22 protein-coding genes are annotated in these 23,642 nt (G+C 70.5%); 12 read left to right on the top strand and 10 right to left on the bottom strand.

The genetic code is table 11. The features are described 5' to 3' along the window. Positions 1-42: 42 nt before the first annotated feature. On the bottom strand, positions 43-2,970 hold the full coding sequence (locus AB0B61_RS05070) for an AAA family ATPase (protein ID WP_358428172.1): 2,928 nt from the start codon (positions 2,968-2,970) through the stop codon (positions 43-45). A gap of 513 nt (positions 2,971-3,483) precedes the next feature. Here AB0B61_RS05070 and AB0B61_RS05065 point away from each other — a divergent pair. From AB0B61_RS05065 to AB0B61_RS05050, 4 genes are all read left to right on the top strand, one after another. Beyond that, positions 3,484-3,951, top strand: a complete 468-nt coding sequence (locus tag AB0B61_RS05065) for a hypothetical protein (protein WP_358428169.1) — start codon at positions 3,484-3,486, stop codon at positions 3,949-3,951. A gap of 109 nt (positions 3,952-4,060) precedes the next feature. Then, positions 4,061-4,621 (top strand): hypothetical protein, encoded by a 561-nt coding sequence (locus AB0B61_RS05060; protein ID WP_358428166.1) that lies wholly within the window; start codon positions 4,061-4,063, stop codon positions 4,619-4,621. A 161-nt stretch (positions 4,622-4,782) separates the two neighbouring features. Continuing rightward, entirely contained in the window at positions 4,783-5,484 is a 702-nt protein-coding gene (locus AB0B61_RS05055) for a hypothetical protein (RefSeq protein ID WP_358428163.1), read from the top strand. A gap of 633 nt (positions 5,485-6,117) precedes the next feature. Next, entirely contained in the window at positions 6,118-7,701 is a 1,584-nt protein-coding gene (locus AB0B61_RS05050) for an NAD(P)/FAD-dependent oxidoreductase (RefSeq protein WP_358428160.1), read from the top strand. Between the two features lie 23 nt (positions 7,702-7,724). On the opposite strand, the gene AB0B61_RS05045 is transcribed toward AB0B61_RS05050, so the two are convergent. The 3 genes from AB0B61_RS05045 to AB0B61_RS05035 all read right to left on the bottom strand — a co-directional run bounded on the left by AB0B61_RS05045 (position 7,725) and on the right by AB0B61_RS05035 (position 9,349). Then, a complete protein-coding gene (locus tag AB0B61_RS05045; protein WP_358428158.1) occupies positions 7,725-7,874 on the bottom strand; it encodes a hypothetical protein in 150 nt (49 codons plus the stop codon). Positions 7,875-7,946: 72 nt separating this feature from the next. After that, positions 7,947-8,792 (bottom strand): serine hydrolase, encoded by an 846-nt coding sequence (locus tag AB0B61_RS05040; protein ID WP_358428155.1) that lies wholly within the window; start codon positions 8,790-8,792, stop codon positions 7,947-7,949. A gap of 62 nt (positions 8,793-8,854) precedes the next feature. Then, positions 8,855-9,349 carry a VTT domain-containing protein gene (locus tag AB0B61_RS05035; protein WP_358428152.1) on the bottom strand — a complete coding sequence of 165 codons (495 nt, stop codon included), beginning with the start codon at positions 9,347-9,349 and terminating at the stop codon, positions 8,855-8,857. A 150-nt stretch (positions 9,350-9,499) separates the two neighbouring features. On the opposite strand from AB0B61_RS05035, the gene AB0B61_RS05030 reads away from it, so the two are divergent. Further along, complete coding sequence (locus AB0B61_RS05030; protein ID WP_358428149.1) at positions 9,500-10,021, top strand: hypothetical protein; 522 nt, start codon at positions 9,500-9,502, stop codon at positions 10,019-10,021. Here the strand turns inward: AB0B61_RS05030 and AB0B61_RS05025 are convergent. The 3 genes from AB0B61_RS05025 to AB0B61_RS05015 all read right to left on the bottom strand — a co-directional run bounded on the left by AB0B61_RS05025 (position 9,990) and on the right by AB0B61_RS05015 (position 15,363). Further along, positions 9,990-13,358 carry a BTAD domain-containing putative transcriptional regulator gene (locus tag AB0B61_RS05025; protein WP_358428146.1) on the bottom strand — a complete coding sequence of 1,123 codons (3,369 nt, stop codon included), beginning with the start codon at positions 13,356-13,358 and terminating at the stop codon, positions 9,990-9,992. The two genes, AB0B61_RS05030 and AB0B61_RS05025, sit on opposite strands and share 32 nt — an antisense overlap. 81 nt (positions 13,359-13,439) lie before the next feature. Continuing rightward, positions 13,440-14,495 carry a lysylphosphatidylglycerol synthase domain-containing protein gene (locus AB0B61_RS05020; RefSeq protein ID WP_358428142.1) on the bottom strand — a complete coding sequence of 352 codons (1,056 nt, stop codon included), beginning with the start codon at positions 14,493-14,495 and terminating at the stop codon, positions 13,440-13,442. A gap of 49 nt (positions 14,496-14,544) precedes the next feature. Next, positions 14,545-15,363 (bottom strand): PIG-L family deacetylase, encoded by an 819-nt coding sequence (locus tag AB0B61_RS05015; RefSeq protein WP_358428139.1) that lies wholly within the window; start codon positions 15,361-15,363, stop codon positions 14,545-14,547. A 39-nt stretch (positions 15,364-15,402) separates the two neighbouring features. On the opposite strand from AB0B61_RS05015, the gene AB0B61_RS05010 reads away from it, so the two are divergent. Genes AB0B61_RS05010 through AB0B61_RS05000 form a run of 3 tightly spaced genes read left to right on the top strand, consistent with a single transcriptional unit; the run spans position 15,403 to position 17,232 of the window. Beyond that, complete coding sequence (locus tag AB0B61_RS05010) at positions 15,403-16,485, top strand: glycosyltransferase family 4 protein (protein ID WP_358428136.1); 1,083 nt, start codon at positions 15,403-15,405, stop codon at positions 16,483-16,485. Positions 16,486-16,531: 46 nt separating this feature from the next. After that, complete coding sequence (locus tag AB0B61_RS05005; RefSeq protein WP_358428133.1) at positions 16,532-16,774, top strand: hypothetical protein; 243 nt, start codon at positions 16,532-16,534, stop codon at positions 16,772-16,774. Next, entirely contained in the window at positions 16,771-17,232 is a 462-nt protein-coding gene (locus AB0B61_RS05000) for an SRPBCC family protein (RefSeq protein ID WP_358428130.1), read from the top strand. The genes AB0B61_RS05005 and AB0B61_RS05000 overlap by 4 nt, the downstream gene beginning before the upstream one ends. Here AB0B61_RS05000 and AB0B61_RS04995 read toward each other — a convergent pair. Continuing rightward, on the bottom strand, positions 17,218-18,675 hold the full coding sequence (locus AB0B61_RS04995; protein ID WP_358428127.1) for a DUF2079 domain-containing protein: 1,458 nt from the start codon (positions 18,673-18,675) through the stop codon (positions 17,218-17,220). The two genes, AB0B61_RS05000 and AB0B61_RS04995, sit on opposite strands and share 15 nt — an antisense overlap. Positions 18,676-18,793: 118 nt before the next feature. Then, entirely contained in the window at positions 18,794-19,174 is a 381-nt protein-coding gene (locus AB0B61_RS04990; RefSeq protein ID WP_358428124.1) for a hypothetical protein, read from the bottom strand. 194 nt (positions 19,175-19,368) lie between these two features. Between AB0B61_RS04990 and AB0B61_RS04985 the strand changes: the two genes are divergently transcribed. Then, the gene (locus tag AB0B61_RS04985; protein ID WP_358428121.1) at positions 19,369-20,478 is read left to right on the top strand and encodes an aromatic ring-hydroxylating dioxygenase subunit alpha; all 1,110 of its coding nucleotides are present in this window, start codon (positions 19,369-19,371) and stop codon (positions 20,476-20,478) included. Here AB0B61_RS04985 and AB0B61_RS04980 read toward each other — a convergent pair. Beyond that, positions 20,448-21,002 carry a DUF1707 domain-containing protein gene (locus AB0B61_RS04980; protein ID WP_358429321.1) on the bottom strand — a complete coding sequence of 185 codons (555 nt, stop codon included), beginning with the start codon at positions 21,000-21,002 and terminating at the stop codon, positions 20,448-20,450. The two genes, AB0B61_RS04985 and AB0B61_RS04980, sit on opposite strands and share 31 nt — an antisense overlap. Positions 21,003-21,197: 195 nt before the next feature. Between AB0B61_RS04980 and AB0B61_RS04975 the strand changes: the two genes are divergently transcribed. The 3 genes from AB0B61_RS04975 to AB0B61_RS04965 all read left to right on the top strand — a co-directional run bounded on the left by AB0B61_RS04975 (position 21,198) and on the right by AB0B61_RS04965 (position 23,509). Beyond that, positions 21,198-22,118 carry an anti-sigma factor RsbA family regulatory protein gene (locus AB0B61_RS04975; protein ID WP_358428118.1) on the top strand — a complete coding sequence of 307 codons (921 nt, stop codon included), beginning with the start codon at positions 21,198-21,200 and terminating at the stop codon, positions 22,116-22,118. A gap of 181 nt (positions 22,119-22,299) precedes the next feature. Further along, positions 22,300-22,929, top strand: a complete 630-nt coding sequence (locus tag AB0B61_RS04970; RefSeq protein ID WP_357955961.1) for a DUF998 domain-containing protein — start codon at positions 22,300-22,302, stop codon at positions 22,927-22,929. Positions 22,930-23,044: 115 nt separating this feature from the next. Continuing rightward, the gene (locus AB0B61_RS04965) at positions 23,045-23,509 is read left to right on the top strand and encodes a universal stress protein (RefSeq protein ID WP_358428115.1); all 465 of its coding nucleotides are present in this window, start codon (positions 23,045-23,047) and stop codon (positions 23,507-23,509) included. Positions 23,510-23,642 lie beyond the last annotated feature (133 nt).

Below are 23,642 nucleotides of genomic sequence, written 5' to 3'. Positions count from 1 at the left end.
CGACACCGAAGCCCTGGCCGGTCATCCGGCCAGGGCTTCGGCTCATGGAGGGAGAGCCACTTCGTTACGCGTGCGGACGCCGAGTTTCTGCAGCACCCGCGCCACATGGGTGTCGACCGTGCGACGCGACAGGAACAGCACCTCGGCGATCTCCCTGTTGGTCCGGCCGAGCACGACCAGCCTGGCCACCTCGCTCTCCCTGGGCGACAGCACCCCGCCGGCCGGCTTCCGCCCCCGGCGCGGCCGGCCGCCCACGCCGATCTCCCGCAGCAGATGGCGGCAGCGCGCCGCGTCGTGGGTGGCGCCGAGCGCGGTGTAGCACTCGTCCGCGTGCGCGAGGATCTCCGCGGCGGCCGCCCTGTCGCCGAGCGCGAGCCGCGCGCCCGCCTCGGCCTCCGCCGCCCGAGCCGCCCCGTACGGCCTGGGCATCGCCTCGTAGGCGGCCCGCGCCCGGCCGTAGTAGCGGGCGGCCTCCTCGAACCGGCCACTCGCCCCGGCCAGCGCGCCGCGCGCCGACTCCAGCGCCGCCTCGGCCGCCGGCGCGGTCGTGCCCGCGACACCCGCCGCGAACTCGGCCACCAGCTCGGCGGCCTGGGCGGGCCGCTCCGCCCTGAGCAGCGCGGTGACGGCCACCGGCACCACCTGCTCGCCCCACACCCACACGCCCTTGTGCCGCAGCCTGGTCACCGCGCTGTCGGCCTCCGACAGCGCGTCGTCCACGGAGTCGTGGGTCATGTGCAGCTCGACCAGCCCGCCGGAGGCGGCGGCCGCGACCGGGAGGAAGGCCGAGTCAGGCTCGCGCGGACCGGCCGCCTCCAGGTGCTCGCCGGCCTCCTGCCACTCGCCCCTGGCCAGCGCCAGCATGCCCAGGACCAGCCGGGCGTCCACGCTGAGCAGCGGCGTGTCGGGGGTCATCTCGACCGCCGCGAGCGCCCGCTCCCGCAGGCCGTCCCAGCGTCCGGTCAGCCAGTCGAGCTTGATCGACGACACCTCCACCAGGTAGGCGGGGTACAGGGCGCCGGTCTCCCCGGCGATCCGCCTGCCCTCGCGCGCGAACCGGCCGGCCGGGCCGTAGTGGCCGAGCGCGGTCGCCGCGTCGCACAGGTTGGAGTAGCCGCGCGCGGCCTGCCTGCGTACGGCCGCCGACGGATCGCTCACGGGCAGCGTGCCGGCCAGCGCGAAGGCGTCGGGCGCGCCCACGAGCATGGCGAAGGTGACCTTGTTGACGTACACCGTCGCGGTCAGCTCGGGGTCCTCGTCGGCGACGGCGACCAGGAGGCTCTCGGCCTGGTCCATCCACTTCTTGTGGGTGGCGATCGGCTCGCCGCCCCAGGCGGGCATCGCCAGCAGGGCCAGCCCCCTGGCGGCGATGCCGGGCCGGCCCGCCAGGTCGGGGAGCGCGGCGAGGACCTCCTGGCGTCCCGCCGCTATGTCGCCCGCCTGGTTGGCCAGCAGGACGCCCAGGTTCAGCCTGGCCTCGCCGCGGACGTCCCCGGTCAGGAAGTCGTCCGACAGCAGGCGGCGGAGCATCCGCACGGCGCGCCGATGCGAGAGCCCGATCGTCGCGAGCCGGCTGAGCTGCAGGGCCAGCGGGCCGCGGGCCTCGCGCGGCAGCTTGGGGTCGGCCAGCATGCCCTCCAGCAGCTCGACCACGAGCGGGACGTCGCCCAGCGCCGCCGCCTGGTCCGCGGCGGCGACGCCGTGCCTGCGCCACGCCTCGAACTCGCCCGCGCGTCTGGCGTGGTAGGCGAGCTGTACGAGCGGCGGCGGGTCCAGCGCGGCCAGTGCCGCCATGGCCCGTCTGTGGGTGAGCTGCCGGTCGGGGCCGGGGATCGCGTCGTAGACGGCCTGCTGGGCGAGCGCGTGGCGGAAGCCGTACTGGCCGTCGGGGTGCTCCAGCAGGACGCCGGCCTTGAGCGCCTCGCGCAGGGCGGCTCCGGCGGGGGCGATCGGCGGTTCGTCGGTGGTGCTGGAGATGGCGGCGAGCAGTGGTTCGTCGGCGGTGCTTGAGATGGCGCTGCTTGAGATGGCGGCGATCAGCCGTTCGTCGGCGGGGAGCTTGAGCACGGCGGCGGCGTGCACCGCGCGCAGCGCGGGCGGCGACAGCTCCGCGAGCCGCTCCGCCATCGCCTCGCGGAGCAGCAGCGGCACCGCGATGCGGTCGAGCGCCTCCGGCTCCTCCACACCGTCCGGGAACTGGCCGTCGCCGTCGAGCAGCGAGCGGACGACCTCCTCGATGAGGAACGGTACGCCGGCCGTCCGTTCGCGCAGCCTGGCGGCGAAGCACTCCGTCACCTGGGGGCGGCCGAGCAGCGTGCTGGTCAGGGTCCTGACGGCCTCGACGTCCAGCGGCTTGAGCGAGATCACCACGCTGTTGGCGCCCGGCGGATGCCGATAGGCGTGGCCCAACGGCAGCCCGGACACGGGCAGGTCCTCCCGCCGGAAGGTCACCACCAGCGCCAGGCCCTCGGGCGGTTGCTGGGTGAGGAACCGCAGCAGGTCCCGGGTGCCGTCGTCGGCCCAGTGCAGGTCCTCCACCACCAGGACGACCGGCGCCGCGGCGTCCAGCAGCGCGTGGACCGCGCGGAACAGGCGGTGCCGCTCGGCCCGCGGGTCGTCGACCGGCGGCAGTGAGGGCGGCAGGTGCCCGGCGAGCTCGGGGAGGTAGCCGCGCAGTGCCCCGGTCACCGGGTTGAGCGCCTCGGTCCCGGGCAGGGCGGCGGCGACGTGGCGCAGCGCGTCGAACACCGGGCCGTACGGGAAGGGCTCCCTGAGCTGGTGGCAGTGGCCGAGCAGCACGGTGCGCCCGCCGTCGCGCAGGAGGTCGATGGCCGCCCGCACCAGCCGAGTCTTGCCGATCCCCGCCTCGCCCTCCACCAGGGCCACGGCGGGCGGTCGGGTGATCGCGCCGAGGAGTGCTCGCAACGGCGCTTCGCGTCCGACCATCGCGGGACTGGCGACACTCGTCATCGGCGTCTCCGAGGGTCCGGGTTTTGGTGCCCGTGCCGGAATACCGTTATCTACTACCAGTCATCTACGGTCAACCCTCGCTTTACTGACATATCATCCCTTAACCCTATAAAGCGGACGGGACGCCGACGCTTGGCTCGGGGGCTGTCAGCGCGCTGACGAGGCTGTGCGCATCCCGATGAGCCCGAGCCGCCCTCTCGGCCGAACCTCAGCGGAGTGGCGATCCACGGATATGTCCCAAGTTTCTGCCGCTGCCCCCGGCTGTTCAGGCGGCCGATAAAGCGCACCGGGAGATTTCAGCGATATAGGGTGCTTGATGGGTGCATTTCTCCTATACGCGATGCCCCATATTTCAGCGACACTCGGAAGCATAGTGTCAGGCACGGTGTCGGGGCAATCCCCAAGGCTGGGTATGTGGGCGCGGTTGAATCCCTCCTAACTTTAAGGAGTCAGGAGCTCATCGCCCTAAAAAGGGGAACGGAAATGCACAGTAAAGGCATCACCAGGCGCGGGATGCGCAGGCTCGGCAGTGCCGTCATCGCCACGGGGCTGTTGTCGGCCGGCCTGATCGCATCCGCGGCCGGAGCGAGTGCGAGCGCCGGCTCCGCTCGTTCGTTCATCAGCTTCGAGGTCTTCTTGAGCAACAACACGGGTTGCGGCCTGAAGCTCGTCACGGCACGGCTCGACCACGGCGAGTGGAGCAGGCAGCCGCCGGAGCGGATCAAGTCGGGCCGGCTCGTCAGCTGGGAATCCGAGTCGAACGGGGTCGGCACCGGAACCGAAGGAGAAGCCGACTACATCACCGAGAACTGCGATCCAGCGAGCAACAACACCAAGCGGATCCATGCGCACTGGGACAACCCGTTCTCTGGTGGTAATTCCGGCGACGCCGCCGGAACGGACCCCGCCTTCCGTACCAATGTCGTGATCGGCGGCGGTAACCACGCGGGCGGGCAGTTCACCTATTTCCTGCCTGAGTAATCCAGCCCGGCAGCTGAAGTACCAGCGATTCACCGAGCGGTGGGTGCGGGGTTCCCCGCGCCCACCGCGTACCACCGCTGAGCCCACCACCGATGAGCAGGAGAGAGTCATGACCAGGAAGACGCTCAGCCGCAGGGTTTTCGCCGCCTGTCTCTCGGCGTTGACGATGACGGTTGGCCTGCCGGCTGTGGCCGGCGCGACTTCGACGACGGCCGCGCAGTCGGCGGGCGCCTTGACGACGGCCGTACGGTCGGCGGGGGTCTCGACGACGGCCGTACGGTCGGCGGGCGCCGCGTTCGGGCATCTGTCCGTCGAAGTCAAGCTGGCGAACGATCAGTCGAGCCTCTGCGACCTCCACCTCGCGCGGATTCGCCTCGACCACGGGCAGTGGGTCTCCACCCCTCCCGACCTGATTCCGAAGGGTGTCACCGGAGTATGGAAGTCCGAATCCAACGCGATTCTCGTGGGGACGGATGGGTCGGCCGAATACCTGACCCGAGACTGCCTGGACGGGCGGCTGAACTCGCGAAATGTACGCGTTAACTGGTTCATCTCGTCCTTCGCCGCCACTTCCTATGACGTCAACGGCACCGATCCGGCTTTCCGGGTCGATATCAACGGCGATTCAGAAGAGCACGCGACCGTGCGGTTCACGCTGCGGGCGGCATAGCTTCAGGTCAGCAATTATTCGGAAACGATGGTCAAGGTACGCCTTGACGGCTTCCTGGGCCAAAGTTACTTTGTGCGAATGATCAGGAAGAAATCGCGGAAGCGTACGTTATGAGAGGGCCGTTCCGCAGCTGGCGGCACGTGCTCACCACTCTCTTACTCGTGGCGGCGCCCTTGGCCATAGGCCAGGGCGCCGCGTACGCCGACTACCCCGGCGACCGGTGCGACGAGGCGGCGCAGGGCGACCTCGTCACCGTCAGCGGCGAGACCTGGGAATGCGCCTACGACGGGGACATCGACGACTACATCTGGAAGCCCGCGTTCGAGGAACTGGGACCGCCCGACTACTGGATCTTCAGCTACGGCTGGGCCACGTCCACCACGGGCGGCTATGAGCATGGCACCCGGTCACGGGTGGAGTTCCTGCCGGACGGCGTTCACACCGGGGCCGACGGCTTCTCCTACCGCAACAACAGCCGGTGGCGTACCACGCAGATCAGCGAGAACCTCCTCTACTACTGGGACGGCGGCACCTGGGTGCAGTGCGGCGGCACCGGGCAGGTGTCGGGCTCGTCCTCCTTCACGTTCGCCCCGACCTGGGGCTGGGGCGGCGCCTGCGGCGACAACCGCTACTACGCGACGACCGCCTGGTCGTGGCAGTGGACCGGCTCGGTGTGGAACGGCTCCTCGGCCTGGTCGGGCTTCCTCTGGGCGCCGTGCCGGGGCTGCCTGGTGGCGACGGACCCACCACCGGCACCTACGGGACGACCCTCGGCCGCGCCGCCCGCGCCGCCGACCGGGCCACCTGGACGCCTGAAGCTGCGCACGCCGACCGGCACGACCCCGAAATCGATCCGGATGTGAGAACTCCCGGCTCGGGCCTGTGCCCGGCTCGGGCCTGTACTTGGGTCGGGCCTGTACTTGGGTCGGGCCTGTGCCCAGCTCGAGCCTGTGCTCGGCTTGGGCCTGTGCCCAGGTCAGGCCTGTCCCTGGCTCAGGTGGCCTGCTGAGCTTGGCCCGCCATGCAGAACGCCGCCACCCGGCGGGTGGCGGCGACCTCTTTGGCGAAACGGGCTCTGGCCTTCGCCCTTTCCATCCGGTCGCGCCTGAGCGGCTTGCCGGCCGCCCCGGGTGCCGTCCCTCTCGAAGACCTCGTAGACGGCCCCCTGTCCGCCGGAGCCGAGCCGTCCGCAGAGCCGGTAATCGCCAACCTGCCGGTCAGCTCCTCGGGCGAATGGCGCTTGAACCATCGAGCCCCCCGCTTTCGATGGAGGAAGCCACCACACGCGCCTCGGGCCGCAGGTGGGATCCAGCGTAGATCGGGTGAGGGGCCGAGCACCTCAGGGCCTGGCCAAGGGATAGCCCTAAGGCGGCACCGCACCAGGACAGCCATTCGAGCCCCGGCCGGTCGGCAACCGCTGTCCGGCGGGCCGTGTTCTGTAGTACGGGCCGTGTTCTCCTAGAGGGAGGTCCCTCTCGATCGCCGATGGAGGCGCGATGCCCGCAGGATCGACCGACCACGACGTGATCATCATTGGCGCCGGATTCGCCGGCCTGTACATGCTCCACCGCCTGCGCGGCCTAGGCATGGCGGCCCGCGTCCTGGAGGCGGGCGGTGGCGTCGGCGGCACCTGGTACTGGAACCGCTACCCCGGAGCCCGCTGCGACGTCGAGAGCCTGCAGTACTCCTACTCCTTCGCCGACGACCTCCAGCGTGAATGGACCTGGACCGAGCGGTACGCCGCCCAGCCCGAGATCCTCCGCTACCTCGATTACGTCGCCGACCGCTTCGACCTGCGCCCCGACATCCAGCTGGACACCCGCGTCACGGCCGCCTCCTGGGATGCGCCCGGAACATGGAGGGTCGAGACCGGCGGCGGCGAGCGTCTGTCGGCCCGCTACCTCGTCACGGCGGTCGGCTGCCTGTCCGTGGCCAACCTCCCCGGTCTGCCCGGTTCCTTTCGGGGGCCGAGCTATCACACGGGACGGTGGCCGGCCGATGGCGTGGACCTGTCCGGGCGGCGGGTGGCGGTCATCGGCACCGGCTCGTCGGGCATCCAGTCCATTCCGGTCATCGCGGAGAGCGCCGAGCATGTGACGGTGTTCCAGCGGACGCCCAACTTCAGCGTTCCCGCGCGCAATGGGCCGCTGTCGCCGGAGTACGAGCAGTGGTTCAAGGCCAACCACCAGGATCTCCGCCGTCAGCTGCGTACCTCCCACAGCGGTCTCCTGGCCAGCCCGAACCCCGACTCCGCCCTGGCGGTGACGGACGAGGTGCGGGGGCGGGAGTTCGAGGCGCGCTGGGAGCGGGGCGGCCTGGGCTTCCTCGGCTCGTTCTCCGACCTGTTGGTCAACGAGGAGGCGAACCGGACGGCCGCCGGCTTCGTCCACGACAAGATCCGGGCCACGGTACGGAACCCGGCGGTGGCCGAGCGGCTCCTTCCCGGCGGCCACCCCATAGGAAGCAAGCGCCTCTGTGTCGACACGGGCTACTACGCCGCGTACAACCGCCCGAACGTCACCCTCGCCGACCTCAGGACCGCGCCCATCAGGGAGCTCACCCCTGGCGGCGTGCGTACGGCCGAGCGTGAGCACCCGGTGGACGTGATCGTGTACGCGACGGGGTTCGACGCGATGACCGGGCCGCTGCTGGCCATCGACATCCGGGGCGAGGGCGGGCTGTCGCTGCGGGACAAATGGCGGGCGGGGCCCAGGAGCTATCTCGGGCTGATGAGCGCCGGGTTCCCCAACCTGTTCACGATCACCGGGCCGGGGAGCCCGTCGGTGCTGAGCAACATGATCGTCTCGATCGAGCAGCACGTGGACTGGATCGCCGAGTGCCTGGAGCGGCTGGACGGGCGGGTCATCGACGCGGATCCGCAGGCCGAGGACGCGTGGGTGGAGCAGGTGAACGAGATCGCGAAGCTGACGCTGTTCCCGCGGGCCGACTCCTGGTACATGGGGGCGAACATCCCCGGGAAGCCTCGGGTTTTCATGCCGTATGTCGGCGGTGTCGGCGTATATCGGGATAAATGCAGCGAGGTAGCTGCCAAGGACTACCAGGGATTTCTCCGCAGCTGAGGATGCCACCCGGCCCACCCGGCTCACGGCCGCTCCCAGTCACCCGGCCGCTCCCAGCCGCCTGACCGATCCCAGTCACCCGGCCGCTCCCAGCCGCCTGACCGATCCCAGTCACCCGGCCGCTCCCAGCCGCCTGACCGCTCCCGGCCACCCGACCGCTCACGACCGCTCACGGTCGCTCCGCCGGGAGCGGCCGGGAGCCGGTGATGACCTGGCCGCTCGCCAGGTCATCACCGATGCTCGGATCAGCTGCCCGCGATCTGCTCGCCCGCGTAGTCGAGCAGCTTCTCGGCCGTGCTGAAGCGGCGCGCGTCCTGGTCCCCGAGGAGTACGCCCACCACCTGCCTGCCGCCGCGCTCGCCCGCGAACAGCAGGCAGAACCCCGCCGCGTTTGTGTAGCCGGTCTTGACCCCCAGCACCCCGTCAGCCTGCGTGAGCAGTTTGTTGGAGTTACGCCAGGTGTGCGCCCGGTGCGCGGACGTCTTGGCCACCTTGTGCACCGCGCGCCCGACGACCGTCTTGAACGTCGTGTCACGCAGGGCCGCCTGCGCCAGCTTGGTCTGGTCGACGGCCGTGGAGTAACCGCCGTTGCTGGGCACGGGCAGGCCGTCGGCGTTGGTGTAGCGGGTGTCGGCCAGGCGCAGCCGATTGGCCGCGGCGTTCATCTTGGCGACGAATGCCGCGTTGCCCGGCCCGTACGTCCTGGCCAGCGCGTTGGCGGCGTCGGCCCCCGAGGGGAGCATGAGCCCGTACAGCAGGTCCCTGACCGTGAGCCGCTCGCCCTTCTTCAGCGAGGCGGTGGTGCCGCCGTACTTGGTCGCGTGCTTGACGTCGGCCGCGGTGATCGTGATGGTGTCGCCCAGTTTGGCCTCGCGGAGCACCACGTAGGCCGTCATCACCTTGACGAGGCTGGCGACCGGGACGCGGCTCGTCTCCCGCTTGTTGAAGTGGATCGTTCCCGCTGAATCGACCACATATGCGGACTTTGCCGCCACAACGGGCGGATCCGCCGCCTGCGCGGCCGCTGCGGGCGACGAGATCCCCACGACCACGGCGAGCGCGGCGCCGCCGATGAAACCCCCAATATGCATGCCGACATGGTCCCAGGTGATCACCGCTTAATATGCCGAACTCTGTCCCAACTTGGGGACACTCAGGCGGCCAGCACCTTGTCCGCCCGCTTCTTCCGGCGCCACACGACGAACGCGATCACCCCGCCGACGAACAGCACCGCCAGGACCGCCGCCGTGATCGGCGACCGCGCGGCGACCTGGAGCCAGGCCCAGACCAGCGCGCTCAGGCCGAACCACCAGATGGGCGCCCAGGTCAGGCAGCCCAGCGCGCTGGCCACGAGGTACCAGGGGTAGGAGACGCGCAGCGCCCCGGCGACCCACGGCAGCGTGTGCCGGAGCATGGGCACCCAGAAGCACCCATAGACCGCGAACGCGCCCCACTTCTCGACGACCCGCTCGACCTTCGCGATCCGCTCACGGCCGAGGTTGACGCCGATGCGCGAGTCGTACAGCTTCTCGCCGAGCCTGCGGCCGATCCAGTAGTACGCCTGGAACGCGCCGAACAGGGCGATGATCAGCACGACCCCCAGCCAGATCGGCCCCACGGGTTCGATGGTGATCGCCAGACGTCGCATCAAGGACCCCACACCCCCGTCGCGTGCTTTAGGTCAGCCTTACCTTAGTTCAAGGGGCGAGCCGTCGCCACAGCAGGGTGCAACTCATCGACAACCAGGGTTCAACCACCTTCGCGTACCACTGTAGGTGAACGAGAAGGAGTGTTGATCATGGCAACGAGAAGCACCGCGGTTCTGGCCTCCGGCACGGCCAGCACGGCCAAGCTCTTCGTGGCGGCCCTCGCCTTCACCGGAGCCTATGTCGGTTTCTCGGCCTACGACACCGCCAACTCCGCGCCGCGCCCGGCGCAGACGGTCACCCTGTCGGCCCGCGAGCTGCCCATCACCTACCCGGCCACCCCCCGGACGCCCGAGGCCGCCGAGCCGGGCAAGATCAGCGTCAGCGCGCTGCCGGGCGGCGACGCCGGGTGTGTCAAGACGTTCGTGGCCCGCAGCGTGGTGGTCAACCCCGAGGCCGACCACACAGTTCTGTACAGCTGGCAGCTGGCCCGCTGGAGCCCAGGCACCAACACCTGGCACTCCTACTTCGTCGTCTATGACGGCTTCGCCGGCGACAGGAAGACCGTGCGCTGGAACCCCACCATCTCGAACAACGCCGGCTGGTATCGCATCGAGCTCACCGTCGAGGGCGCCAAGACCATCAAGAGCGACCGCTTCCAGGTGAGTTGCTGACCGACCGCCGCGCCGCCTCCACCCAGCGCGGCACGCCGACCCGCTCGGCCACCTCCAGCGCCTTCTCGTAGTGGGCCCGCGACGCGTCCGGCTGACCCAGCCGCACCGCCAGGTCGCCGAGCGTCAGGGCCACCGGCCAGAGCGCCACGACCCCGGTGCCGGCGCCCGCGATGCGGTCGGCGAACGGCTTGAGCTTGTCGTAGCAGTCGATCATCCGTTCGCGGTCGTCGAGCAGCATCCCGGCCAGCGCCCGCCAGGTCATCGCCAGCTCGTACAGGAAGTCGGGCCGCACCGGCGGGCGTACGGCGGCCACGGCCTTGGCGTCGGCCACGCGACCCGCGGAGGCGAGCGCCAGCGCGTAGGCGTCGAGGGTCCACTTCGCGCCCCGCTGGTGCTTGTCGGCGATCTGCCCGACCGTCTCGGCCGCCCGGCCGTCGACCAGGTGCAGACAGAACGTGGTGATCAGCGGCAGGTCCTGGCGGCCCTCCAGCATGCCCGCCCGCTCGGTCATCCTGGCCGCGTCGGCGTAGGCCCGCTCGGCGCCGCGGTAGTCGCCGGCGATCATCAGCCGCTGACCGGAATACCAGGCGCAGACGGCCGCCGGCGCCGACAGGTCGTACTGTCTGGCCAGCCGGTCGGCCGCGGCGGCGTGCTCGTCGGCGATGGCGAACTCGCCGCGGGCCGCCGCGCATTCGAGCAGCACCAGGTGGGCCAGCGCCTGCGTGGCCATCTGCCCGGAGCGCTGGGCGACCTCCAGCAGCTCGCGGCCGATGCTCTCGCGGGTGTCGACCGCCGGGATGTCGTAGGACTGGCGCAGCCGCCCGCTGAGGGCCGCCGCCAGCAGCGTCGGGTCGCCGCTCTGCCTGGCCAGCTCCAGCGCCTCCAGCGACGCCTGCCGCCCCCGCTCGGGCGAGGAGGAGCCCTCCAACTCCAGCGCCAGCGTGGTGAGCAGGCTCGCGCGCAGCGTCTGCTCCCCTTCGGGGAGCTCCATCAGCGCCTTCTCGGTGACGTCGACGATCTCCCACGCGGTGCGGGTGAAGTCGCGGGCCATCCCCTTGTGCGGTACGGCGAGCGAGGCCGCCACCCGCGCGGTGATCTCCAGGTCACCCAGCGGCAGCGCGGAGTCCATGGCCTGGCGGCGCAGCAGCCGCGCCGCGGTCATGTCGCCGCACAGCGCCAGGGCCCTGATCTGGCGGAGCATGAGCTGCAGCCGGTCCTTGGTGTCGCCGCCGGTGCGGTCGAACGCCGCGATGGCCTGCTCCCACAGCGTGGCGGCCTCGCGGTGCGCGAACCTGCGCTCGGCCTGCTCGGCGGCCAGTCCGGCGTAGTGGACGGCCTTCTCGGCGGCGTCGGCCAGGAAGTAGTGGTGCGCCAGCGCCGCCACGTCGGACGGCGTGCGCCGCTCGATGACCGACGCGACCGCCGCGTGCAGCCGGGTGCGGCGCAGCCGCGACGCGTCGGAGTAGATCGTGTCGCGCACCAGGTCGTGATCGAACCTGAGCAGCCCGGGCCCCGGCTCGGTCACCAGCCCGGCCAGCAGCGCCGCCTCGACCGCCTCCACCACGGCGTCCTCGTCGCCCGCCACGTCGACCAGCACGTCGACGTCGACGTCGCGGCCGATCACCGCCGCCTGCAACAGGATCTGCTGGGCTCCGGCGGGCAGCCGGGAGATGCGCCGCCGCAGCACGTCGCGCACCCCGGAGGGCACTCGCGACAGCACCTCGACCGCGCTGGCCCGGTCGGCCGCGCCCTCGGAGTCGAGCAGGCGTACGGTCTCGCGCACGAAGAACGGGTTGCCGCCGGTGCGCTCGACGATGGATTCGACCGCGTCCTCGTCGATCTCGCGCACGCAGGTGGCCCTGACCAGCTCGCCCACGGCCTTGGGGTCGAGGCCGGACAGCCCGACCCGCACCGGGCCGAGCCGGGCGAGCGCGGCCAGCACGTCGGACTGGCGGTCGTCGAGCTCGCTCTCCCTGCAGGTGACCACGAGCAGCACCCGGCTGGTGGCCAGCAGGCTGGGCAGCGCGCGCAGCAGCGCCAGCGTCTGGTCGTCGGCCCAGTGGAGGTCTTCGAGCGTGAGCAGCACCGGCGCGCGCCGGGCCACCCCCGCGAGGTAGCCGCCGACCGCCCGGTGCAGCCGGAAGCCGCCGGACACCTCGTCGTCGTCGGGATCGGGGTCGGCGTCGTCGAGCAGCGGCGCCAGCAGCTGGGCGTATTCGCCCGCGCCGGTCATCCCCACCAGGGCGCGCAGGATCTCCACCCACGCCCAGCCCGGTGGTGTCGCGCTGGAGTCGGGGCAGGCGCCGGAGGCGGTGATCCAGCCGTCGCCGGTGAGCTTGCCGTCGAGCTGGCGCAGCAGCGTGGTCTTGCCCGCGCCCGCGACGCCCGCGACGATCGCCACCTGGAACCTGCCGGTGCGGGCGGCGGCCGTGGTCAGCCTGGCCAGCTCGGCGTCGCGGCCGACGAACGGCTCGGGCTCCAGCGGCGGCGGCTCGACCGGGGCGGCGGGCCGGGGCGGCCAGGTGTCGGTGGGCGCCTGCACGGGCCTGGACGGCCGCGGCGCGACGCTCAGCTCCAGCTCGGGCGCCTGGGCCAGGATGTCGGACTCCAGCTTGCGCAGCGCCGGCCCCGGGTCGATGCCCAGTTCGTCGGCCAGGATGCCTCTGGCCCGGCGCAGCGCCGCCAGCGCGTCGCCCTGCCGGCCGCAGCGGTAGAGGCCGAGGCCGAGCAGGCGCCAGCCCTCCTCGCGCAGCGGGTGCTCGGTGGTGAGCGCCTCCAGGTCGGGCACGGTCTCGGCGGGCAGGCCGAGGCGCAGCCCGGTGTCGGCGTGCCGCTCACGCGCCACCAGCCGCAGCTCGGTCAGCCTGTTGACCTCGGCCTCCGCCCACTGCTGGTCGGCGAAGTCGGAGTAGGGGGTGCCCCGCCACAGGCCGAGCGCCTTCTCCAGGCGGGCGCGCGCGGACTGCGGATCGCCCTCCTCGAGGTGCTCGCCCGCCGCCCTGACCAACTGCTCGAACTTGAGCGCGTCGACCTGGTCGGGCGCCACCCGCAGTGCGTAGCCGGAGGCGACGGTCACCAGCAGGCGGTTGGGCCCGCCACGCGGTCGGCCCGGCTCCAGCACCCGGCGCAGCCGAGAGATGTAAACCTGGAGCCCCGACTGGGCTCCCTTGGCCGTGTCGTCATCCCACAAGTCGTAAAGGAGCGTGTCAACCGGCACGACCTGACCTCTGGCCACGAGAAGCCGGGCGAGGACGGCCCGCTGCCGCAACCCGCCGAGGTCGAGTTCGTCGTCGTGTTCGTACGCCTCGACTGGCCCCAGAACTCGGAACGCCACCATGTCAGCCGCCACGCTATGCGGGCTTCCGAATCAGGCACAAGGGCCGTGATTGATTAACGCCTGTTCGGTTTGGGATTGTCACTAGGGGGCCTTCGAGATCGCGGACGGGGGCTCCGCGTCGGCGTTCCTGGCGTTGCGCCTGCGCAGTAGCGCCCACGCGCCTAGAGCGAGGCCGCCGAACGGGATCTCGATAGTGTAAGTCCAGAAGCCGAAAAGCAGTGCGGTCGCCGTCGCCGGGGCGGGTGCCACGCCGAAGGCGTAGAGCAGTGCGGCCACGCCGCTCTCCATGATCCCCGCGCCGCTCGGCGTGACCAGCGCGCTGGTCAGCACGCGCGACAGGGCGAAGACGGCGATCGACTGGGCCAGCCCCGGATAGGCGCCGGTGGCGTGCATGCAGACGACCATGATCGCCCACTGGAAGCCCAGGAAGAAGACCATGGCCAGCGACAGGCCGATCGAGCGCGACTTCACGATCTCGGCGGTGTCCTTGCGCAGCCGCTCGAGCGCCTCGGAGGCGTGGAACTTCAGCCTGAACAGGCGTACGAGGAAGTCGAGGCCCTTGCCCAGGAGGGCGGCGGCGCGGTCCCAGTAGAGGGCGGCGGCCACGACCAGGCAGAGCGCCAGGATCGACACCGCGCCCACCCAGCCGGCCTTGGCCACCGTCGGGTTGGGCGCCTTGCCGGCCGCCAGCAGCGCGATGATGCCGACGGCGGGCAGGATGAATCTAAACAGTGTGTTCCAGATGCCGCTGACCAGGGTCATCACCACTATCGACCGGTTGGCGAACCCCCAGCCCCTGGTCATCGCGAACGTCAGCGCCACCCCGGCCGCGCCGCCGAACGGCAGCAGGTTGCTCACCGCGCTGCCCGCCGCGTTGAGCGTGAGCGCCTGCAGGTTGTTGAGACCCGGCAGCGAGTTGGTGAGCACGAAGGTGTAGGCCAGCAGGCTCAGCAGCCAGACCGCGGTCATCAGGGCGATGGTGCCGAAGCTGAGGCTGTGGAAGAGCGCGCCGATCTCGCGCCAGGACACGGGCTTGCCGGTCAGCGAGTGGACGATCTGCGGCAGGTAGACCACGAGGGCCATGGCCAGCGCCAGGGAGAGCGCCGACAGCGTGATCTGGAGCCATCTGTTCTTCATCGGGGTACAGTCTGCCGGTCGCGGGGGCGGCCCGGATCATACTGGGGACTCATTTCGGCCACTGGTCCAGAGGATGACTGAGGCGGGTGCCGGGTGGAAGATCGCGCCGTACGTACCACTCGGTGCCGAAGACGAGCCGGTAGAGCGGGCCGGGCACCTTGAGCATCACGGCCAGCGTGCGGTCGCTGTCGCCGCCGGTCGCCTGGGAGGCGTGCGCGGACATGGACGCCCGCTTCTGTTTCGTATATTTCCGGACATTTACCCGGTGGGTGATCGTCTCACTCGCCGAGTAGGCGCTCTCGAAGGTCCGTACGTCGAACTCGGGCGGGAACCGGTAGAACTTCCCGGCCAGCTTCAGCAGCCTGACCAGCGGGTCGCGGTTGACCGTCGCCTCCAGCACGACCGCCGTGCCCGCGATCTCCGCCGCCCGCCGCCCCACCCGGTGCACCTGGACGTGGTCGGGATGGCCGTAGCCGCCCGCCGGATCGTAGATCGACAGCAGGTCCGCCCGCTCCTCCTCCAGGATGGCGGCCAGCTTCCCGGCGGCCTTCTCGGAGTCGGCGTCGATGAAGGCGTCGTCGGGCCGCTCCTCGGCGCGGCCGCCCTGCGGGCTCAGGCCCGAGTCGCCGTAGCCGAGGCACTCGACACGGGCGCAGCCGAGCAGGGCCGCCGACTCGTACAGCTCCTTCAGGCGGGTCGCGCGCAACTCCTCGCCCGGCCCCATCTCGGCCAGGCCGCGCTCGCCGGCGGTCGCCACCACGAGGACCACGCGGTGCCCCTCGGCCGCGAGCATCGCCATCGTGCCGGCCGTCAGCAAGGCCTCGTCGTCGGGATGGGCGTGGAAGAACACAGCGGTACGTGGAGGCACAACGCCCAGATTAGTCTGGGAGGGGTGCGGATCTTTCACGTGAGTGACTGTTACCTGCCGCGACTCGGGGGGATCGAGGTTCAGGTCGCCGACCTCGTGCGTACGCAGCGCGAGGCCGGCCACGCCGTCGATGTGGCGACCGCGACCAAGGGAGAGGCGCTGCCCGGTGTGCACAGGATCGTCGCCAGGATGCCCTTCGACCTGCCGGTCCACCCGTTCGGAGTGGGACATCTCACGCGGCGGCTGACCTCCTCGCGGCCCGACGTGGTGCACGTCCACATGGGCGCGGTCTCGCCGTTCGCCTGGATGGGGGTGCGGGCCGCGAAACGGGCCGGAATTCCCTGTGTCGTGACCGTGCACAGCATGTGGGATCCCGTCACGCGCGGGATCTACCGGTTGCTGCGGCTGGTCTACGGCTGGCAGAGCTGGGGGCTGGTGGCCACCACGGTCAGCAACGCGGCGGCGGCCCCGATCCGGTCGGTCGCGGGGGAGGGGGTGCCCGTGCACGTGGTGTCCAACGGCCTCGACCTGTCGGGCTGGCGGCTGTTCTCCGGGTCCCCGCCGGAGCCGCGCGACGAGGTGCACATCGTGGCCGTGGGCCGTCTCGCGCCGCGCAAGCAGCCGGTCCGGCTGCTCAAGCTGCTCGACATGGTGCGCTCCCGGGTCCCGCAGGGCATTCCGCTGCGCGCCACGGTGATCGGCGACGGCCCGGCCCGCGCCCAGATGGAGCGCTACCTGGCCAGGCACGGCATGACGGGCTGGGTCTCGTTGCCGGGACGCTACACCCGCGAGCAGATCGCCAAGGTGCTGGAGTCGGCCGACGTGTTCGTGGCGCCGGCGCCACGCGAGTCGTTCGGGATCGCCGCGCTGGAGGCCCGCGCCGCCGGGCTGCCCGTGGTGGCGCGGGCGCAGAGCGGGGTGGCCGACTTCGTCCAGAACGGCACGGAGGGGCTGCTCGGCCGCAGCCTGGGCGACCTGGCCGCCGCCGTGGCCCGCCTGGCCACGGATCCCGAGCTGCGGCAGCGCATGATCGCCCACAACCGCGCCGTCCCGCCGTCGGCGGGCACCTGGCCGACCGTCCTGGCGGGCTTCGACCGGGCGTACGCGGAGGCCATCGGATAAGCCGCCTTGGGCAGGGGCTACATGCCAAGTCGCGTACATTGTTACTATGGTAACAGTTGATCGCACGCAGACCGGGTTGCGGCTCGAGCGCAACCTGCTCAAGGTGCTCAAGGGCTTGGCCGAATATCTGGACATGTCGCTGGGCGATCTGGTGGAGGGGATCGCCTTGCACGCCTTCGAGGGGCAGGCGCCCTTCACGCCCGAGACGCTGGGCAAGATCGAGCAGCTCAAGGCCGTCTACGGCCTCACGCTGACCGCCGCCGACGCGCACCGGATGGTGGAGAAGTGAGCGGCGCCCAGGTCCGGCTCAGCGGACAGCTCGCGGTGGCGATGCCGCCTGCCGAGGCGTTCCGGCTGTTCACGCCCCGAGGGGAGGAGGAGTGGGTGGCCGGTTGGCTGCCCCGCTTCCCCGTGCCCACCGACGACGACAGCGAGCCGGGCACCGTGTTCGAGACCGACGCCCACGGCGAGCGGACCACCTGGGTGGTGCTCGGCAGGGAGAGGGGGCGGCACGTCTCGTACGCGCGGGTGACGCCGGGTTCGCGGGCCGGGACCGTCAGGGTGGCCGTCGGTGCGGGCCACGGCGGCGGGAGCGCTGTGCGGGTCACGTACGAGCTGACCGCGCTTTCGCCGGCAGGGGAGCGGGAGCTGCGGGAGTTCGCCGACGGCTACCCGGCCTTCCTCGCGTCATGGGAACGGGATATCGCCGCCCGCTTCGGACCGGAAGCCACGTCACGTACGACGTAGCACCACATACCCATCGCGGTCGAACACCTTCGTATATCCCTCGGTCACCAGCCGGTCGACCTGGGCGCGCTGATCGTCGGGGGAGCCGAACGGGAACTGCCAGCGGGCCGTGTCGGCCGCCACCCACGCGGCGCCGCGCGGCTGCCCGGTCCAGAGCAGGACGGTGGTGCGGGAGGTCAGCGCCGGACCGAGCGAGTTGGCGGCCTCCACGGTGACCCCCGTGGGAACCGTGGCCACCGCCGCGGCGGCCGATTCGGTGCGGATCTCCTCCGCCTTGTAGAAGGCCGGATGGTAGAGCTGGTCCAGGGCGAACTTCGGCACCAGGGTGAGCGCGACCACGAGCGCGCCCGCCGACCAGGCCAGCTTGAGCGAGCGGTCGTCGGCGCGGTTGATCCGGCGCAGCAGCCTGGACAGCCCGTCGACCCCCGCCAGGAGCAGGATCACCACGGTGAAGGCGTTGTACTGGAAGTCCGCCCGCCACCACGGCTCGCGGTCCGACAGCATGCGTTCGAGCACGTGCGGCAGCGCGACCAGCGACAGCGGCGACAGCAGGCAGAGCAGCAGCGTCGGCCAGGCCAGCAGGAACAGCGTGTCGACCTTGGTCTCCTCGCTGAAGGGCAGCAGCAGCGCGGCCAGCGGGTCGCGCAGCAGCGTCAGGATCGCGCTCGGCGCGTCGGGCCCCAGGTGGCCATAGGCCCAGAAGTCCGCGCTCTGGCCGCCGAGCAGCGAAATGAGCGCGCCCCGGGTGAGCATGACCCCGCCGAGGCCGATCGCGGCGCAGCACATCCCGCGGAACCTGTCGCCGGTGAGGAAGAGGTAGAGGCCGAAGCCGATCACGGTGAGCCCCATGTCCTCCTTGACCAGGAGGAGCGCGCCCATCGCCGCGAAGGCGGGCAGCAGCCGCCCCGCGTGGTAGCGCTCGATCATGATCGCGGTGAGCAGTGGGACGAACATCACCTCGTGCGCGTCGAACGCGATCGCCTGCGCGACGGGCCACGACAGCGCGTAGGCCACGGCGACCAGGTAGGCCGGGGTGGTCCCCAGCATCCGCCTGGTGAACAGCCAGATGAACGGGATCGCGGCGGCGAACAGCAGCGCCTGCGCCACGATCAGCGAGGCCGGCCCGTCATGGATCCAGTAGAAGGGCGCCAGCAGCGCGTAAATGGGCGAGAAGTGGTCGGCGAGCTGGAGGTAGTCCAGCCCCCGGTCGTGGAAGGCGCCGACCATCGGGATGTACGGCGGCCGGAAGTGCGCGTAGTTGCGCACGGCCTGGTCCACGATCACCAGATCGAACGTGCTGGCGCGATAGGTGGCCAGCTTGACCAGGCCGAGCACGGCATAGACGGCGGCCGAGATCACGGCGATCAGCCCGACGCGCAGGCGGTTCGGCGTGATCCGGGCCGTCCAACGGGCAGCGCCGGCTGCCAGAGCTTCCCCCGTCACGGGCAGCAAGCGTAGACCGATTCCCCCGGGATCGCGTTCGCGGAAAAGTTCCCCCTGAACCGCGTACGCGACAAGGCTGCCGCGCCGCACCGCCCCCCGCGGGCGGCGCGGCAGGGGATCAGGAGCAGGCGCTCTGGATCTTCGTTACAAAGCTCTGCAACTTCTGGACGGAGTCCAGCGAGCCGGTGGGGTCCTTGGGATCGACCTTGATGCCATCGAGTCCGGAGGCAAGGTCGTTGAGCGCGGCGGCGAGCTCGCCGTCGTACTTGCCGGCCAGGGTCTTCACCTTGGCGGCGGCGTCATCGCCAGCCGTCTCGAATGCCTTGGGATCGGTCGCGGCCGAGGCCATGCTCCCGTTGAAGTCAGTCATGATCTTCGTGACTTCGCTGCCCATCTGGTTGCAGTCGACAGCGTTGCCGATGGCACCACAGGCGGTGGTGAGGCCGGCAAGAGAAAGCGTCGCGATCGCGATGGCGATGCGACGACGAGGGGGTGTCATTTCCGTGCCCTTCGTTGCGTTTAGCGACGAATCGACATTATGGAGTAATCCTTGACAGGTGCTTGCACCCCACTAGCACCATCAGTATCAAGTCGTTGTAAAGCGGGCGACCAGCTCTTGACAGCCCCTGGGGCCGACCAGACGATGTCGCATATAGAGCAACTCGGTGCGTAATACGCAACAAGGGGTGCCGGTTGACCACATCGAGCTTGATCTCCACGTTGCCCGGTCATGCCTACACCGACCCCGCGACGTTCGCCGAGGAGCAGGCCAAGATCTTCGAGAGCCTCTGGTTCTGCGCGGTCCGGTCCGGCGAGCTGGCCCGGCCGGGGACGTTCAGGACGGTCCAGGTCGGAAGGGAGAGCGTGCTCGTGGTCCGTGGCCGCGACGGCGAGCTGCGCGCCTTCCTCAACGTCTGCCGGCACCGCGGCGCCCGCCTCTGCCTGGAGGACGCGGGCGAGGTCAAGCGGACGATCAGGTGCGCCTACCACGCCTGGTCGTACGACCTGGACGGCCGCCTCGCCGCGGCGCCGAACCTGGCGAAGATGCCCGACATCGACCGGGTGGAGTACGGGCTGATCCCGGTGAGCCTGCGCGAGTGGCTCGGCTACGCCTGGGTCTGCCTGGCCGACGAGCCGCCCTCGTTCGAGGAGACGGTGACGAGCGCGGCCACCGAGCGGCTGGGCGATCCGGCCGCGATCGAGCACTACCACGTCGACAAGCTCGACCTCGGGCGCCGCGTCGTCTACGACGTCAAGGCCAACTGGAAGCTCATCGTCGAGAACTTCATGGAGTGCTACCACTGCGCCACGATCCACCCGGAGCTGACGGCCGTGCTGCCCGAGTTCGCGGGCGGCTACGCCGCGCAGTATTACGTGGGCCACGGGGCGGAGTTCGCCGAGCGGGCCGAGGGGTTCACCGTGGACGGGAGCCCGGGCTTCGGAAGGCTGCCCGACGTGTCGGCCGAGCAGGACCGGCGCTACTACGCGATCACCGTCAAGCCGCAGGTGTTCGTCAACCTGGTGCCCGACCACGTGATCCTGCACCGCATGGTGCCGCTGGCCGCCGACCGGACGATCGTGGAGTGCGACTGGCTCTACCACCCCGACGTGGTCGCCTCCGGCGCCGACCTGTCGCTCTCGGTCGAGCTGTTCCACCGGGTCAACGAGCAGGACTTCGCCGCCTGCGAACGGACCCAGCCCGGTATGTCGTCACGCGCCTACCGGGCCGGCGGGGTCCTGGTGCCGAGCGAGCACCACATCTCGATCTTCCATCAGTGGGTGAACCAGCGCTTACGCGGATAGCGGATCGCCAGATTCCCGTACTTCGCCTGGCCGCTCACCACCACATAGAGGGCTCCCGGCCGAGGCCGGCCCGGCACCTCCGACGTCGCGGTGTTGCCCCACTCCGTGCGGAACCTGTCGATGTCGGCCGCGGCACCGTCGGGCAGCACGATCTTGGCCGAACCGTACTTCAGGTCGAGGTCGATCTCGATGACCGGATGGGAGATGACCGCTTCCGACAGGTCGAGTTCGACGCTGCCGTACTTGGAGGCGACCTTGAGCCGGCGGGGGACCGCCCAGTCGCCTGATCGCTTGATGTGGCCGTTCTTGGACTCCAGCTCCACCACCTCGTCGGCCACGGGCCCGTCCACCGCGGGCCCGTCAGCCGGCAGGTCGGCGGTCAGACCGGCCAGATCGCCGTATGTTCGTGCTGTGAGGGCCAGTTCGAGCCGGTCCTCCAGCTCCAGCTGGGTGAGACGGCCTTCCATGAACGCTTCTTGGAGCTTTCGCGCGCCACGCTCACGGTCGGCATCTGAGACGCGCATCTGTAAATCCGACATGTTCCGAGCATAGGTTCGCCCGGTTCAGAACGGGAGGCGTCGGCCGGAGGGCGTACGCAGATCGAGAGGGAGCGGCCGGGGGGAGGGCTTCGTCGGCCGCACGATCTGGAGTCTCTTCATAACACATGGATACCCAACGGATTGCCGTAAAGACCTCATCGCGGGGTAGCTTGAAGTGTGATGGCGGCGGACCCCTTCGTGCACCCGGCACTCTTCTACCGAGGCGATCGGGAATATGTGGCTGCCACCACGGCTTTCGTCCGCGAAGGGCTGAGTTCGGGAGAGCCCGTCGCCGTCGCGGTTCCGCCCCGGAATCTCGCCCTGATCGAGGCCGGTCTGGGGCGCGACGCCGACGAGGTGCTCCTGCTCGACATGACCAGCGCCGGGCGCAATCCTGGACGCATCATCCCCGCCGTGCTCCGCGAGTTCGCCGACCGCCACCCCGTCGGTCACGTACGGATCATCGGCGAGCCCATCTGGCCGGGCCGCACGGTGACGGAATATCCCGCCTGCGCCCAGCACGAAGCCCTGATCAACTACGCCTTCACCGGCCGCCACGTCACGATCCTGTGCCCGTACGACCTCGACGGGCTCGACCCCGAGGTCATCCGCGAGGCCGAGCAGACCCATCCCGTGCTGCGCGACGGCTCCGGCGAGTGGCACAGCGGCGACTACGCGCCCCAGAAGGTCGTCGACGGGCACAACCAGCCGCTGGACGAGCCCGCAGACTTCCTCTCGCTCCGCTTCGACCACACCAACCTGGCCGCCGCGCGCGGGCTGGCCGCCGGGCGGGCCGCCGAGCTCGGGTTCAGCCGGGCCAGGCTCGACGACATCCGCCTGACGGTCGCCGAGCTGGGCGCCAACAGCCTCGATCACGGCGGCGGCGCCGGGCTGATCAGGGTCTGGGCCGAAGCCGACCGGCTGGTGTGCGAGGTCAGCGACTCGGGCCACATCATCGACCCGCTGGCCGGGCGGATGCCGGTCGATCCGCGCACCCCCGGTTCGCGCGGCCTGCTGATCGTCAACCTGCTCAGCGACCTGGTCCGCGTACACACGCGAGCGGGCGCCACCGTGATCAGGGTCTACTTCGACCTGCCCTGATCCGCAGTGGTATAGCTGGCCCTACCTACCCTGAGGCGGCGGGCTGGACCCAGGGGCGGTTTCCCGCAGGTCAGCGAGCAGGTATCCGAAGTGCTACGACCTAGGTATTAAGGGGCGGTTCAGGGCCTGTTCGGGTCGATCTCCGATACTCCGGAAGCCCGTATTCCACGACCTTTGAAGCATGAAGGCATTGCTTGTCAGTGGATTCGCGGCCATCGGCACCGGAGCCGGCGCCATGCTCACCTTGCACGCGGAGTCGGGGCTGGACCCCATGCACAGCGTGATCAGTGAGTACGCTTTTCAGCCCTTGGGATGGCTGCTGCCGACCTCGCTGACGCTGTTCGCGGTCGGTTCGGCACTGATCGCCGAGTCGCTGCGCCGGGCGGGCGCGAGCGTCTGGGTCGTCCTGCTGCTGCTGGCGTGGGGCGGGAGCATGTTCCTGATCGGCGCCTTCCCCACGGACCGTCCGGGCGTGCCGCTTTCGCTGTCGGGAGGCATCCACAGATATGCCGCCTTCGCCGCCTTCCTGGTGATGCCGGCCGCGGGAATGCTGCTGGCCAACGCGCGAGTCCGCTACGCCAGGGCCGTACGGGTCCTGAGCGCGGTGGCGCTGGGCGCGCTGCTGCTCGTCGTGGTCCCGTACGTCGTGCGGATGTTCGGCATCGAGTTGTCCAACGACGACATCCCCGCCGGGCTCACCCAGCGGGTCGTGGTCCTCACCGAGATCGGTGTGCTGGCCCTGGCCGGGATGTCGCTGCTCAAGCCCTCGGTTCAGCGCTCCCAGGGCGGCGTGTCGCCCATCTTGGCGTAGTACTTGGCCAGGTTCTTCTTGACCCTCCCGATGTCGTCCTGCGGGTGTGACGGTCATATCCGCTGGCTACCCGGCTCCCGGGCGTGAAACGGGCTGATCTGGAAAGAGCTCGCCTATGGAAGCAACTGAGCAGACCATTCTGATCGCGTACGACGGCTCCGACGACGCCAAGGCGGCGATCACCTTCGCGGGCACGCTGCTGCCCGGCGCGCGCGCCGTCGTACTGACCGTGTGGGAACGCCTGGCGCTGGCCTCGGCGCGGGCGTCGGCCGGGCTGATGATGACCATCGACGACTCGCCCGTCGAGGACGAGGCCGTCGGGCAGGCCATGAGGGAGCTGGCATCGCAGGGCGCGGAGCTGGCCAGACAGGCGGGCTTCGACGCTTCGCCGCGGTGCGAGCCGGACGCGCTGTCCGTGTGGTCGTCCATCGTGGACGTGGCGAACGACATCGGGGCCACGTTGATCGTCACCGGGACGCGGGGGCAGGGCGGGGTGAAGTCGCTGCTGCTCGGGAGCACGTCCGACCGCGTGCTGCACCACGCGCGCCGGCCGGTGCTGGTGGTGCCCGCGCCGGAGTAGTTCTGGCGGCGACGTGCTGCCTGGATTTTCGGATGCGCCGGGTTCATCCGGAACACTACGATGAGCGCATGACGTCGCGACTGGTGATGATGGCCCCGTAGGGGCTGCCACCGACGACGTCTTGTTCGAGGCC

Source organism: Nonomuraea sp. NPDC049158, from assembly GCF_040648335.1.
Taxonomy (GTDB): domain Bacteria; phylum Actinomycetota; class Actinomycetes; order Streptosporangiales; family Streptosporangiaceae; genus Nonomuraea.
This window is presented reverse-complemented; position numbering and strand designations above follow the sequence as displayed.